The sequence below is a fragment of the Pseudomonas sp. MDT1-85 genome (assembly GCF_054898065.1).
In genome coordinates this window covers 4,110,571-4,124,120 of record NZ_CM142715.1, presented here as the reverse complement: position 1 = coordinate 4,124,120, position 13,550 = coordinate 4,110,571, and the positions used below count along the sequence as shown (strand labels likewise).

11 protein-coding genes and 3 pseudogenes are annotated in these 13,550 nt (G+C 57.9%); 4 read left to right on the top strand and 10 right to left on the bottom strand.

From position 1 onward, the window contains the following. Positions 1–44: 44 nt before the first annotated feature. From tnpC to tnpA, 3 genes are all read right to left on the bottom strand, one after another. Complete coding sequence (gene tnpC / locus ACYZT2_RS18630; protein WP_461973166.1) at positions 45–1,613, bottom strand: IS66 family transposase; 1,569 nt, start codon at positions 1,611–1,613, stop codon at positions 45–47. A 61-nt stretch (positions 1,614–1,674) separates the two neighbouring features. Further along, positions 1,675–2,010, bottom strand: a complete 336-nt coding sequence (tnpB, locus tag ACYZT2_RS18625; RefSeq protein ID WP_461966291.1) for an IS66 family insertion sequence element accessory protein TnpB — start codon at positions 2,008–2,010, stop codon at positions 1,675–1,677. Next, positions 2,007–2,339 carry an IS66-like element accessory protein TnpA gene (tnpA, locus tag ACYZT2_RS18620; protein ID WP_461966289.1) on the bottom strand — a complete coding sequence of 111 codons (333 nt, stop codon included), beginning with the start codon at positions 2,337–2,339 and terminating at the stop codon, positions 2,007–2,009. The genes tnpB and tnpA overlap by 4 nt, the downstream gene beginning before the upstream one ends. 649 nt (positions 2,340–2,988) lie before the next feature. On the opposite strand from tnpA, the gene ltrA reads away from it, so the two are divergent. The 4 genes and pseudogenes from ltrA to ACYZT2_RS18600 form a co-directional block, all read left to right on the top strand. After that, a complete protein-coding gene (ltrA, locus tag ACYZT2_RS18615) occupies positions 2,989–4,218 on the top strand; it encodes a group II intron reverse transcriptase/maturase (RefSeq protein ID WP_461966287.1) in 1,230 nt (409 codons plus the stop codon). 82 nt (positions 4,219–4,300) lie between these two features. Then, positions 4,301–4,474, top strand: a pseudogene (locus ACYZT2_RS18610) (transposase domain-containing protein); the annotation flags it as partial. A 995-nt stretch (positions 4,475–5,469) separates the two neighbouring features. After that, positions 5,470–5,967 (top strand): annotated as a pseudogene (locus ACYZT2_RS18605) (IS21 family transposase); the annotation flags it as partial. Next, positions 5,915–6,049, top strand: a pseudogene (locus tag ACYZT2_RS18600) (ATP-binding protein); the annotation flags it as partial. The pseudogenes ACYZT2_RS18605 and ACYZT2_RS18600, both read left to right, overlap by 53 nt. 9 nt (positions 6,050–6,058) lie before the next feature. Here the strand turns inward: ACYZT2_RS18600 and ACYZT2_RS18595 are convergent. Genes ACYZT2_RS18595 through ACYZT2_RS18565 form a run of 7 tightly spaced genes read right to left on the bottom strand, consistent with a single transcriptional unit; the run spans position 6,059 to position 13,515 of the window. Further along, positions 6,059–7,633, bottom strand: a complete 1,575-nt coding sequence (locus tag ACYZT2_RS18595) for an aldehyde dehydrogenase (NADP(+)) (RefSeq protein ID WP_461966285.1) — start codon at positions 7,631–7,633, stop codon at positions 6,059–6,061. A 50-nt stretch (positions 7,634–7,683) separates the two neighbouring features. Continuing rightward, on the bottom strand, positions 7,684–9,099 hold the full coding sequence (locus ACYZT2_RS18590; protein WP_461966283.1) for an FAD-binding oxidoreductase: 1,416 nt from the start codon (positions 9,097–9,099) through the stop codon (positions 7,684–7,686). Continuing rightward, a complete protein-coding gene (locus ACYZT2_RS18585; protein WP_461966281.1) occupies positions 9,096–9,638 on the bottom strand; it encodes a permease in 543 nt (180 codons plus the stop codon). Before ACYZT2_RS18585 ends, ACYZT2_RS18590 begins: the two co-directional genes overlap by 4 nt. Before the next feature lie 48 nt (positions 9,639–9,686). Further along, on the bottom strand, positions 9,687–10,778 hold the full coding sequence (locus tag ACYZT2_RS18580) for an ABC transporter permease (RefSeq protein ID WP_461966279.1): 1,092 nt from the start codon (positions 10,776–10,778) through the stop codon (positions 9,687–9,689). After that, positions 10,771–11,775 carry an ATP-binding cassette domain-containing protein gene (locus tag ACYZT2_RS18575; protein ID WP_461966277.1) on the bottom strand — a complete coding sequence of 335 codons (1,005 nt, stop codon included), beginning with the start codon at positions 11,773–11,775 and terminating at the stop codon, positions 10,771–10,773. Before ACYZT2_RS18575 ends, ACYZT2_RS18580 begins: the two co-directional genes overlap by 8 nt. A 2-nt stretch (positions 11,776–11,777) precedes the next feature. Beyond that, entirely contained in the window at positions 11,778–12,827 is a 1,050-nt protein-coding gene (locus ACYZT2_RS18570; protein ID WP_461966275.1) for a TauD/TfdA family dioxygenase, read from the bottom strand. 25 nt (positions 12,828–12,852) lie between these two features. Further along, positions 12,853–13,515 (bottom strand): class I SAM-dependent methyltransferase, encoded by a 663-nt coding sequence (locus ACYZT2_RS18565; RefSeq protein ID WP_461966273.1) that lies wholly within the window; start codon positions 13,513–13,515, stop codon positions 12,853–12,855. Positions 13,516–13,550: the final 35 nt, after the last annotated feature.

Below are 13,550 nucleotides of genomic sequence, written 5' to 3'. Positions count from 1 at the left end.
GCCGTGTGCTGGGAGTATGCGTCCGGGCATCACGCCTTGCGTGATTAGACCGGCTGCCACCTATGCGGCAGCAATTGCTCGATCTCACTCGCCTTCTGCGTTGGCAGACGCGTGAGTACATCCTTCAAATAAGCGTACAGATCATGGCCATTCAGCCGCGCAGACTGGATCAAACTCATAATCGCCGCCGCCCGTTTGCCGCTGCGCAACGACCCTGCAAAGAGCCAGTTCTTGCGTCCAAGAGCCCACGGCCGGATCTGGTTCTCCGCCCAATTATTGTCAATGGGTACGGCCCCGTCATCGAGGTAGCGCGACAGCGCTGCCCAGCGTTTCAGGCTGTAATCCAGCGCTCTGCTGATGGCTGAACCTTCAGGCACGAGATCGCGCTGGGCCATCATCCAGGCATGCAGCATATCCATCACAGGTACGGCTTTTTCTTGCCGTATTCGGCGCCGTAAATCCGGCTCCAGGTCGCGCACTTCACTCTCGATTTCGTAAAGCAACTGGATGTAGCGCAGGGCCTGTTCGGCGAGCATGCTCTTGTTGGTCGCGTGCAGTTCGAAGAACTTGCGTCGCGCATGGGCCATGCATCCGATCTCGGTCACGCCGAGTGCGAAGCTGGCCTTGTAGCCGCCAAAATCATCACAGACCAGTTTGCCCTTCCAGTCTTGCAGGAAGTTGCGAGCGTGCTCGCCGGCGCGGCTGGGGCTGAAGTCGTAAACCACCGCTGCCAAGTTCGAGAACTGGCTGGTGGCGTAGGCCCAGACATAAGAGCGGTGGGTTTTCTTTGAGCCCGGCACGAGCATCTGCACGGGTGTTTCATCGGCATGAATAACCTGCTGTCCAAGCACTACGTCGCGCAGTGCATCGACCAGAGGTTGCAGCTGCACCCCAGTCACACCAACCCATTGAGCCAAAGTTGAACGTGGAATCGCCAAGCCGGCACGACCGAAGATCGATTCCTGCCGGTAAAGCGGCAGATGGTCGGCAAACTTCGCGATCATGACGTGGGCCAGCAACCCGGCAGTCGGGATGCCCTTGTCGATGATCTGCGCCGGAACCGGTGCCTGGATCAATGTTTCGCAGTCATCACAGACCCATTTGCCACGGACATGGCGCTCAACGGTAAATACGCCGGGCGTGTAGTCGAGCTTCTCGCTGACATCTTCACCGATGCGCTTGAGTGCGCAGCCACATGGGCAGTGAGTGTTGTCCGGTTCGTGATGGATCAACGTGTGTGGAAACTCTGCCGGCAACGCAGTGCGTTTAGGCTTTTGCTTTTTCTCGGTCGGCGTTAGAGATGTTTGCAGGGCTTGAAGCTCAGCTTCAATCGCCGCGATATCGGTATCGATCAGGTCATCGAGCAAGCTGGCCTGCTCAGGATTCATCTGCTCGCTGCGCTTGGCAAACTTCAAACGCTTGAGTTGGGCGATCTCGTGGGTCAGCTTCTCGATCACCGTTTGATCGCGATTGATCTTCCTGCCCATCGTCTCGACCGTCTTACCCAGCATGTCGACTTGATGGTCGAGCGTCTCGACACGCTGTATCAACTGCGCCGCCAAAGCGCGCAGTTGTTCAGGGGTAAGGTGGTCGAGATTGGGGAGCGAAGTTATGGCGCCGATTTTGCCAGAGCAAGCAGTTCGCGGCGATAGACCGATAGGCTAATGGCCGCCGTTAAAGCAGTGTGATCGAGCCGCCGGAACCTACGCGTTGCCATGGCAGGCCCAGTACTAAAGCCTGAAGTTGCTCGGGAGCCAACTCCAGTTCAGAGCCTTGGCGAATACCTGGCCAGTGGAACTTGCCTTGGTTCAATCGGCGAGCAGCCAGCCAGATACCGAAGCCGTCATGCACCAGAACCTTCATGCGAGTGGCGCGGCGGTTGGCGAACAGATAAGCGCAGTGCGGCTTCGCCGCACCGAACACCGCGATCACTCTGGCCAATGCCGTCTCGGTACCGGCGCGCATGTCCATCGGCTCGGTGGCGAGCCAGATGGAATCGATGCGGATCATCGCAGCAAGTCTCGAAGAAAGGTCGCGCAGGCAGCAGCACTTTCGGTCGGCCAGTTCACTTTGACGGTGCCGCGCGGGTGCTGGATCTCAACGCAGATATTCGAGGGTGCTGCGGGCGAATTTGCTCCGGCCAACTGGATGGGTAACGGAATGAATGCAGGTTGCAGCGCCGTGCTTTTCTGCGCATGCACTCGAATCCATTTGTGGACTAGGTTTGCATTGAGGCTATGGCTGAGGGCGATACTGGCAATCGAAGCGCCGGGCTGGGCACACTCTTGAATGACCTGGATTTTGAAAGACTTGGAGTAGGAACGGCGTTGTGGCTGCATGAAATACCCGCTTAAAAGGCTAGAACTGGTGCCCACTTAAATTTAAGTGCACACCATGTCCTGTCTTTCATGGGGCTCGTTCAGACTACCCGACAACCAAATCCGACCGTGGGCGTTGGGTCGCAAAAACTGGCTCTGTGTGTCACGAAGGAGGCGTCATGACGACGACATGAAAACGGCGGCATGACACTCCATGTTCCAAGGTGGATGGAGGTAGGCCCTCCGGTCAGGGCGTACAGGCGCACTGATCAAACGACCCGATGCTGCGAACATGTTCAGCATGTTGGTGGTGAGCGATTCGGGAAAAGGCAGAGAAACTACTGTCACGTAAGGCCCAGGTAGTTGAACGCAAGTGAACTGACTGATAAAGCGACGAAATCTCCGCTGGTGTCAAAACGGGCTTGTATAGCCGGGCCCCGAGAAGTGCAGAGGACACCTGTCTACCGACTGCACGGCACCCGTTGTTAAGGCAGCAAGAACCTGAGCTAGGCCATTTTGGGGAACGTGAGAACCTATCCTCGGCACGTACCGTGGGGATAGGGACGGACTCACCCGTAGTAGTGATGAAAGACCTGTAATGGGGCTGGAGCGAAGGGGTGGGGATCACTTTCGTTGTGCGGGACACAACTCAAACGAGGATGACGTTTTAGTGCAGCGAAAAGCATTCGAAATACCGAAATCGCTGGTGTGGATGGCGTATCAGGATGTACGCCGCAATCGTGGCGCGCCTGGCTGTGATGGTCAGACGCTCACGGACTTTGATCGGCAACGCGATCATAACCTCTACCGCATCTGGAACCGGTTGTGTTCAGGGTCGTATTTCCCGCCACCTGTACGGGAAAAGCGCATTCCAAAAGACAACGGCAAGGAGCGCATCCTTGGCATTCCTACAGTCTCTGACCGGGTAGCCCAAGGCGCAGTGAAAAGATATGTGGAGGCTGTGATCGATCCGATTTTCCATCCTGACTCGTATGGGTACAGGCCCGGAAGATCGGCCCACGATGCTTTGCGTCAATGTTCCATTCGGTGCCGTCGTAAGAACTGGGTACTGGAAGTGGATATCAGCGCGTTCTTCTACCACGTCGGGCACGACCTGATCATCAAGGCTCTGGAACATCACCAGATGCCGAAATGGGTGATCTTGTACTGTCGACGCTGGCTGCAAGCGCCGATGCAGAGTGAGACGGGGTTGCTTCAGGAGCGGGGACGAGGGACACCTCAAGGGGGTGTGATCTCGCCCTTGTTAGCCAATTTATTCCTGCATTACGCCTTTGATCGTTGGATGGACAGGACGCATCGCGGCGTGCCGTTTGAACGGTATGCCGACGATATTGTTATTCACTGCACAAGGATGAGCGAGGCTGTTCGAATCAGGGAGAGCCTGACGCGACGGATGAGTGAAGTGGGTCTGACCATCAACGAAGAAAAGTCGAAGATTGTCTACATCGACACATTCGAGCGGCACAATGTCGCGACGAGCTTCACCTTTCTTGGATATGACTTCAAGGTGCGAACCCTGAGGAACTCCAAGGGCGAACTCTTTCGTAAGTGCATGCCGGGAGCGTCGATGAAGGCGATGCGCAGGATGGTAGACACGATCAAACACTGGCGCATCCATCGATCCACGACGGATGACCTGAGGGATTTTTCTCGCAGGTACAACGCTGTGATTCGAGGATGGATCGAATACTACGGTAAATTCTGGTACAGAAACTTCAGCTATCGATTGTGGAGCGCGTTGCAATCGCGCCTGCTCAAATGGATGAAGAGCAAGTACCGAATCTCTATACGTCAAGCGGAGCATCGGCTGCGTCTAGTTCGAAGAGAGAATCCGGAGCTGTTCGCGCATTGGTATTTACTACGTGCATCGAATGTGTGATCAAGAGCCGTATGACGGGAGACTGTCACGTACGGTTCTGTGAGCAGTCGAGGGGTGAAACTCCCTTCGGCTGACTCGACTTGCAGGTTCGCTGCGCAGCGGCAAACGGGCGGCGGCGATCATGAGCTTGATCCAGTCGGCGCGGCTCAACGGGCATGATCGGTATGCTTATTTGAAGGACGTCCTCACGCGCCTGCCGACGCAACGGGCGAGTGAAATAGATCAGTTGCTTCCGCATAACTGGCAGCCGGTTTAATCACGCAAGGCGTGATGCCCGGACGCATACGAAGCTCACCCCGCTGATTCCAGAGAATTTGCATCAAAACCTTGTGGCAGGGTGTGTGAACAAAGGGCTTTGCGATGGCCATCGCTTAAGACTCCAGATGCTTGCTCGTGCCGCAGCTGATTACTTTAGGCTGCTGCCCGATGCAGAGGAATTTCTGAGTCTGTCACCGCCAGACGAGGAAATTGTTCCCGCTTGGATTGTAAAGCTTCTGCGCAAACCACGTTGCAGCCATCACCCATTAAAGTATCTGATCATGAGAGGATCTTAGGGCTTCGATGCGACCAAGTGACGGAAGTCGACCGGCTTCCGGCTAAGGCGCTGACAGTCCTGGAAATGGATGATCCAGACAGTGACAGCAACGCTGGCCACTTAGTGATTCCTGAAGGATCGTGGTCATTAAGGCAGCTTTCGCGGCTTAATGGGGCATCAGTTGGGACAATCAAGACCGCCCTCATTCGACAAGGAATAGCTGTTCGACAGTTTCCCAGAGTGATGACGGCTGTTCTAGTAACCGATGTTCAAAATAGCGCTACCGCTGGCATAAGCTCCACGGATATAGCCTCTGCCTTGGGTATTTCACTGTCCTCGGTTAATCGTGCAATCCGCATCGACCCAGAATTACAACACTGTAGGTCAGTGCTTAGGTTTGAGAAGCAGCGAGCGCAGATCCGTGCAGCTTTTCTTGCTGACATTAAAGAGAAAATGCCGTGTGGGTGTGCTGGATGCATGTGGCTGTACCGTAATGACCGCAACTGGCAGCGTGCAATAATTGCTGAAATCACGCTGCACGAGCGTCGAGAGAGCCAAGGTGAGGGCGCCGGCGCCGAATTGACCCAGTTGCCGAAATATCACTGCCCCGGTCAGACTCCTCGCAAACCACTACCTTTGCTGAAGTTGTGTTGATTTAAAGGTGGGTTAGGCTCACGTCATCACGTGGGTCAATTCTGCATTGGCGTTAACACTCTTGGTTCAGCATTCGTCTGTATCCTTCTCGGATCGTGCCAGCAACGAGCGCCTCTTTGATCGAGATCAGATCAATTTTGACTGGCAGCATTACATCCCACTTATCGAACGCAAGCCTGGTGCACTGCGTATGGCCCGCCATTTGCCGATCTGCCGAAGCCGTTACGGCTTCTCAACGGGGACTGAGGCGTCATACAAACGGTAATCGAATCATGATGCAGGTACTGGCCGCCGTGCCTATTGCTGGTTTCGAACCGGTGATGGTGGGGCTGGAACCGGTACTTGAGTCGGGAAGTCTGAGCGCCGATCACATCCTCAATGTCCTTGCCCGCCTGACCTCCACCGTACCACCTCCCTGCCTAGAAAACAGCCTGCAACTCAAGGTGGCGCCTGTTGCCAATACGGCGCGCTATGACCGGCTCCGTACGACCTATAAGGAGAATCGCAATGTGTGCCTTTATGACGGAACTCGAAGAATGGCGCCTGCACGGCATGGCTAGTGCTTGGGAGGAGCTGGTCTCTCAAGGAACAGCTTCTACGGCTTCATCGAAATCGCTGCTTGAACATCTACTTCAACAAGATCTACTCGGCTCAGGCAAGAACACATTTGCCATTGACCGTCCGCCATAGTCCTAGCGGATTGCCATCCTGTAGTGCTGCTGGCATCAAGGCGGCAGGTAAGTCTTGATAACACACCGGCCGCAAGAACCGGTCTATGGCACTGGCGCCTACTGCGCTGCTACGGCTATCCGAACTCGCCGGGAACGGGCCGCCGTGCACCATCGCATGAGATACCTCGACGTCGTTGGGATAACCGTTCGCCAGGATGCGGCCCGCCTTGCGCTCAAGGATGGGCAACAATTTTCTTGCCAGCGCATGATCAGCGTCATCCAGTTGCAATGTCGCAGTCAGCTGTCCTGACAGGTACTCGGCGACTGTAAGCATTTCATCTTCATTCTTGCAGGCGACTATCAGCGAGCTGGGACCGAATATTTCGTGTTCCAGTCGTCCTGTCGTCAGAAAGGTGCTTGCATCCGTTGCGAACAATGTGGGTTGCGCGGCACATGGCCTTTCTGCCGGACAACCTTGCCCCAGCGTCGTAACACCGTTGATATTGCCTATCTCCTGGGTACAGGCGAGGTAGGCATGATGAATCCCCGGCGTCAGCATGGTTGCCGCCTCTTTTTTGCACAGCGCCTCTAGGGCCGTGCTGCAAAACTGGTTCAGATGCTGACCTTCCAGAGCAATCACCAAGCCCGGATTGGTACACAATTGCCCAGCACTCATCGTCATAGCGTCAACGAATGCACGGCCGATTTCGCTGGAGCGCGTCGACAGTGCATGTGGCAACAGGAACATGGGATTTATGCAGCTCATTTCGGCGTATACCGGAATCGGTTCGGGCCGCTGCGCCGCTGTTCGTGTCAGCGCCAGGCCGCCTTGCCGCGACCCCGTAAAGGCAACTGCCTTGATCGCAGGATGGCTGACCAGGGTCTGGCCGAACAGATTGCCGTCGCCTATCAGCAGCAAAAAAACCCCCTCCGGCAACTGGTGGGCAGCTACCTCCCGTTGGATCACCCGGCCTACAAGTTCAGACGTACCCAGATGAGCTTCATGGGCCTTGACCACTATCGGGCAGCCGGCGGCCAAGGCTGCGGCGCTGTCGCCGCCGGCAACCGAAAAGGCCAGGGGGAAATTGCTGGCGCCAAATACAGCAACCGGGCCGAGCGCGATCTTGCGCAACCTCAGGTCGGCGCGCGAAGGGATACGCGCCGGCAAGGCAGCGTCGAGGGTGGCGCCCAGATAGTGACCGTCGCGCACGACCTTCGCAAATAGCCGCAACTGGCTCACGGTGCGGCTCCGCTCGATGATCAGGCGCGCTGCCGGCAATCCCGACTCCAGGGCTGCGCGCTCGATCAGCGTCGCCCCCAACGCGAGGATGCCGGTGGCGATCGCTTCCAGAAATTCAGCGCGCTGCTGCGCCGTGGTTTCGCGGTAGCTGTCGCAGGCCTGCTGGGCAAGCAGGCAGGCTTGCTCTATTTCAGCGATACCGCCAGCGCCGAAGTCGGGACCTATCTTTTCATGGGTGGCAGGATTGATTGCCGACAGCAACCCTTTGCTGCCCCGCACGGCCGACTGGCCGATGAGCATGTCGCCGGTAATCATCGAATTTCCTCTAGCTTGCTGTGCCATCGTCAGACCTGCATTTTTTCGTTTTATGTATAGCGGTAGCGCCCCAAAACGGCCTGCGGATCCATCAACTGCTGCATGGCCCTGCTGATTTCCTGCACCTTGGGCGTCGTGTACTTGCTGTAATAGGCTGCATTCACCGGCCCGACGCCATGCTCTGCACTGAAGCAGCCGCCGTTTTCGCACACCAGCCGATAGAGGCCGCTACGCACAGCGACTACCCGGGCGATGCCGTATTGGGCGATATGGGCGTGGGGCACCAGCACAATCAAATGACAGCCGCCGTCGGCAAAATGGCCGAAATCGTAAAGTTGCAGCAGCGGATGTTCGTGCTGCAGCCACTGTGCAGCCTGCTCGCGGAAAGCCACCAGGCGCGAGCGCGAAAACGCCACGTCGAACGAGAGTGGAATGCCTTCACTGGCGATGGCCAGCGGCAGGTTGTCGCGCAGCGGCCAAAAGCTGCTGGATTGCCCCAGGACGGCGTCGACAATCCGCTCGCTTTCATACAACTGCTCCAACACCTGTTCGGATCGCTCTGCAAATAGCGCGTGCAAGCCAGGCATGCTGCTGGCGATCTCGATCAACGCATAACAGCGTGCCGATGATTGCCCGAACGGGTGGCGCAGCGTGGGGAAATTGCGCAGGGTAATGGCCAGCGCCGCCTCGGAGATCACTTCGAAAGCGCAGAGCAGATCGCCAAAATGCTCTTCGAAGGTCTGCAACACCTCAAGTGCTGTTCGGTGGTCAGGCAAGGCCACAAACATGCTTTGCGTCGACTGGTCGATGCGCTTGAGCTCAAGCGTCGCTGCGGTAATGATGCCGAATGCGCCGCCGGTGCCGACAAACATTTGCTTGAGGTCCAGCCCGGTATTGTTCTTGCGCAACGGCGCGAGCAGTTGCACCACCGTGCCGTCGCCATCGGCCAGCACCACTTCGATGCCGAGCAGGTTATGCCGCACGTCGCCATGCTTGAGCAAGCGGCTGCCGCCGGCATTGGCGCCGATCAATCCGCCTATCGCCGGATCGCTGCCGATATCGATAGGAAAGTACAGAGAATGGGTTTCCAGCGTGCGATTCAGTTCTGACAAGAGCGCGCCCGCTTCGACGATGACGGTGCGGTTCAGCGGATCAATCTCGCGCACACGGCGCATGCGCGAAAGGGAAACGATCACCTGCTTGCCGGAGTTGTCAGGTACGGCGCCGCCCACCATCCCGCTGCGGTTGCCTTGGGCGACCAGGCGTGTGCGATGGCGCACAGCTAATCGCATCAGCGCGCTGACCGCCTGGGTATCCCGCGGAATCACGACCGCCGCAGCGCGGCCGCGGCATTGCATCACGTCGGTTTCATAGGGCGCACAGGCATCCCCGGTTAGCAGCGACGCCAGCCCCAGCTGTTCGGCCACTTCGGCCAGAAACGCCTGGATATGTTCCATGTCGCTCATTGCGCCACAGCCACGCGTTTCTGCAACTGACTGCGTACCAGCACCAGTGCGATGATCGGCAACACGCCGCCCAGCAACGTGTTATGGCGCAAAACCAGCGACACCGCGACTGCGATTGCAGCGGCAATCAGTAGCATCACGGAGAGCCGTCGGACCAACGCCTGATCGTTGCTGGCTTCGCCGACGAAACCGAGTGGAGAAAACCAGGTGGCACCCACGCCAATCACCAATACGCACGCCAGCACGGGCGCAGCGCCGAGTTCCTGACCCCAGACTTGCAACGCAGCGGCAGATACCGCAGCCAACAGCGCGCCGATCAGCAAATACAGGTCGACGCCCAACGCGATCCAATGACCGGGCCGGCTTTTGAACAGCCAGAACATGTGCCCAATGCTGAGAATGCCGCTGACCACATACGCAGTATCCCAGCGCACGCCTGCGTCACCCGGTCCGAAACGCCCCCACATCAGGAATACGATCACCGGAATGAATGCACTGGCATTCGACAAATAGGCACGCGCTAACTTGCTGACGGACATGCTTTTTTCCTTGAAAGAGTGACGCAATGAAATAAGTGAGTCCCCGGCTTAACGCTTGTGCCAGCGGAACATTAAAGTGGCGGCGGTAAGAAACAACGCGGTCCAGCCTGCCATGGTCAGCAAAGGCAGCCACAGCGAAGGCAGGGAAGCACCGTCCAGCATCACTTGACGCAGTACCGAGGCAAACTGGTTGATCGGAACCACCGAGAGCATGTTCTTGATCCAGGCTGGCGCATCGTTCAACGGAATGGTCAGGTTGCCGAAGAACAGGGCCGGGTAATGGATCAGGTGGCACAGCAATTCGGTTTCCTTCACCGAGGAGGTACGACTGGCCAGCAGGATGCCGACGCACAGCAACATGGCGCCGCCCAGCAGGATCACCGGCACCGCACGCAAGGTCTGCATACTCCACAGCGAGATGTCGATGCCGAACCCATAACGCGCCACAAGCAGCAAGGTCCCCACCGAAACCAGCATCATCACCACCCGCGACAACAGCACGGACGCCAGAAAAACCAGCTTCGGCACCGGAAAGCAGGCGTAGATCTTGAGTGCATTGTGTTCACGCAGGCCGGCGATCGACAGGGCGGTGGACATGATGCCGAGTGACATCAACACGATGACCAGAATGCCGGTGGTAAAAAACTGGCCATAGTCGAAGGACTTGGCGCCGGACGCCGCATCTACGAAATGCACCAGGTCTGCCGACACAATGCCGCGCTTGGCCGCCGAACACCTGACCGCGGCGATCTCGATCACGCGCGCTGCGGCGCGTACCGCCAGCTGGCCGTTGAAGTCATATTGCACCTGCAACGGACCGTCGCCTGCCGCGAATACGATGCGCACCGTGTTTGCCGCGACGGTGGCAGGGCTGCTTACCGTTGAAAACTCGGCCTTTACCGGATCTGCGCCAGCAAATGCCTGCTCGATCGCGGCCTTGCACCGGGTGTCCGCGCTTTCCTGAACGCCGGCATCCAGGAACTCGACCTTCACCGTACCCAGTGACCCACGCTGACCGAAAGCCATCAGCATCACGGTCAGTAACAGGATGGGAAAGCCCATCGCCCAGAACAGCGACGACTTGCTGCGCAGGAAACCCAGCAGCTCGTTGCGCGTCAATATTGCCAAGATGCTAAACATCCTGTTCTCCCCTGGCGCAGATGTGCAGCATGTCGCGGTAATCGGTGGGGCCAAACTCAAAGTGCTGGAACGCGACATTAGCGATCAGGCTGCGTATGGACGGGTCCAGTTGCTGCGTGCCATAGACGCTGAGCTCAGTGTCCGATGGCATCGACAGCCGCAGCGTGGCGCTATCACTTTCCAACTGGCGACGGATGGCGTTTAGAAGCTCAATATCATCCAGCCGTAGAGAGGCGTGGAAGGCGCCGACCACCTGGTTCTTCAGTGCTTCTTTATCGCCGCAATACTCAACGCCGCCGCTGCACACCCATACCACATCGCTTGCGGTATCCAGTTCTTCCACCGAGTGACAAATCATGATGATGGTCAGGTCAGCCAGGTCATGGCGCAGCAGGTGCGCGACGCGCTCGATGTACGCGCGGTCAAGACCGGTAAAGGGTTCGTCAAGCACCGCAATCTCCGGACGGTGTGCCAGCGCCACGAACAGATCGAGCCGCTGCTTCTGACCGCGTGACAGTGCCCGATAGGGCAGTTTGCGCAGTGCATCGACATCCAGTGCCTGCACCACCTGCGGATCTTGCTTGCCGTACAGGGCCAGATGTAAATCGAGGATCTCCCGGACGTTCGATGAGTCTTCATATTCGACCCGCTGCAATTGCACCCCCAGCCGTTTGCGGTGCCGGGTGCTTCGCAGAAACTGCGCCACCGCAATCCCGAGAATCTGCGCCTCTTCCAGGTGCGCCTGACGGAACCCCAGCAACGCTTCGATCAGGGTGGTCTTGCCGGCGCCGTTCGGGCCGATGATGGCGGTATGCCGACCGCGTTGGAGGTGCAGGTCGCGGACCTCAAAGCGGAAACTGCCGACGGCGACCCGGATCAGTTTGGCCGACGCTGCACAGGGGCCGTCGTTGCGCGTGCGTACCAGCAACTTCTCGGGCTGCACGGCACTGTCGGTCGACGCGTGTGTTTGGTTAGTCAGCAGGTTTTGGCTATTCATGTTCAATCGAACAACGCGACTTGAACATCGCGCTCGCCTTTGAACGGATTGCGGCCATGGGCGACGGCGATGTTGTCGATCAACAGCATGTCACCGCGATGCCAGGGAAAGGCGACTTCCTCCGCCTCCAGCGCATCGTACACCGGCGCGATTTCCTGCTCCGGGATCGGCGTGCCGTCACCCTGTCGTACATCGTAAGGGCGGGCCGGTTTGTCCCGATAGGCGCGCTGGATGTAGGCGTAACCAGGCTCACCCAGTGAGCGGGCATTGTTATGTTGAGTCGACAGTTGATTGAACCAGATCGCTTCGCCCGTCAGCGGATGTTTCAACATCGCGTCACCGGTATGCGACACCGTCACGCTGCCATCTTCGAGCCAGCAGTAATCAAGTTGTGTATCGCGGCAGAGCTGCTCCACGCGCTGCGGATCATCGGTGAGGAACGCTTCATCCCAGGGGCGGTGGTATTCGCGCATATTGGCATTGCGCGGTTCGTTCTCGGGCGTGCTGGGTGCGCGGAAATTACGTAAGTACAGGATGCGTGCAGCGCGAAAGCGTTCGATCAATTGCGCTGGCAGGCGGCGGGTAACTGCCCGCATGTCGCACAGTATGGTCTCGCCGCCTTCAGTGGAGGGCTGCCTGCAAAAGAACGCGAGCTTCTGTGGGAAGTGCGCCATGTAGGCCTTTTCCTGGTGGAGTCCGATTTTCAGGGTCGCGGGGATGCGTGTCGATTCGTAGACTTTGCCCGTTATGTTCTTGCGTGGCGTGGCGCCGCCGATATAACCGAACGCATGCTCGGGATAACAGTGCGCAATAGCCTGGAAGTCCGAACTGTCGCGCAATGGAAAACCACGGAACAGCAGGCAGCCGAATTCCAGCAGCATGCGCTCAAAAAGCGCCTGATTGTGGCGATACCACGTCGCAAAAGCCTCGCCGTTATCTCTTAGCGTGCTGTCGATTGGCGTAATCACCAGCGGCAGGCGTTTGGGCGACAGGAAACCACAGTGCACCCGCGAGCTGCCCAGCAGTTCCTGAAAGTGCTTTACCAGATCCATAGCGTTTTCTCCAGCGAGGTGCGTCTCAAGCCAGCAAGGGCTTTTTGATGAGGATTTCGAAACCCAGTGCGCCCATGCCGGAACGGGGGCTGCTCACCACCGTGCAATGGTCCAGGCCCGCCTCGACGACCAGGGCCCGCGCCTCCTCCAAAGTGACCTTTTCTTCAACATGGGTCGGTGGATAACCCACCGAAGCGCGCATTTGCGTGAATTTTTCCAGCAAGTCGGGGGCGACATCGCGGCGCATGTCGTGCACCAGGCCGACCCCGCCCGGCTGCAGTACGCGATACATCTCGGTCAGGCTTTTCACCTTGTCCGGCAAATGATGCAAGGTGGCGCGGCTGACAGCCATTGTCAGACTGTTATCGGCAAATGGCAGGTCCATGGCGTCGCCCACCTTGAGTTCGATGACATCGCTCAGGCCCAACGCTTCGATGCGGGGTCGACCACCGTCGAGCATGGTTTCGTCCAGATCGAGGCCAATGAAACGCCAGTCCTTCAATACCGGCTCGGCCGCCAGGCGCACCGGCACCACGACGGTGGCGGTGCCGATATCCACCAGCACGCCGGGCGGCAGGTCGCGGGCAATCTGGCGGATGCGGGTGACGAACAACACATCCCAGGGTTCGAGGGCTTGCGTGGCAAAGTGATCGTATTCGTCGGCAGGTCGCAGGTTTTTCAATAACATTTTTAAGCTCCCGTATTAAGCACGTGGTTTAGCAT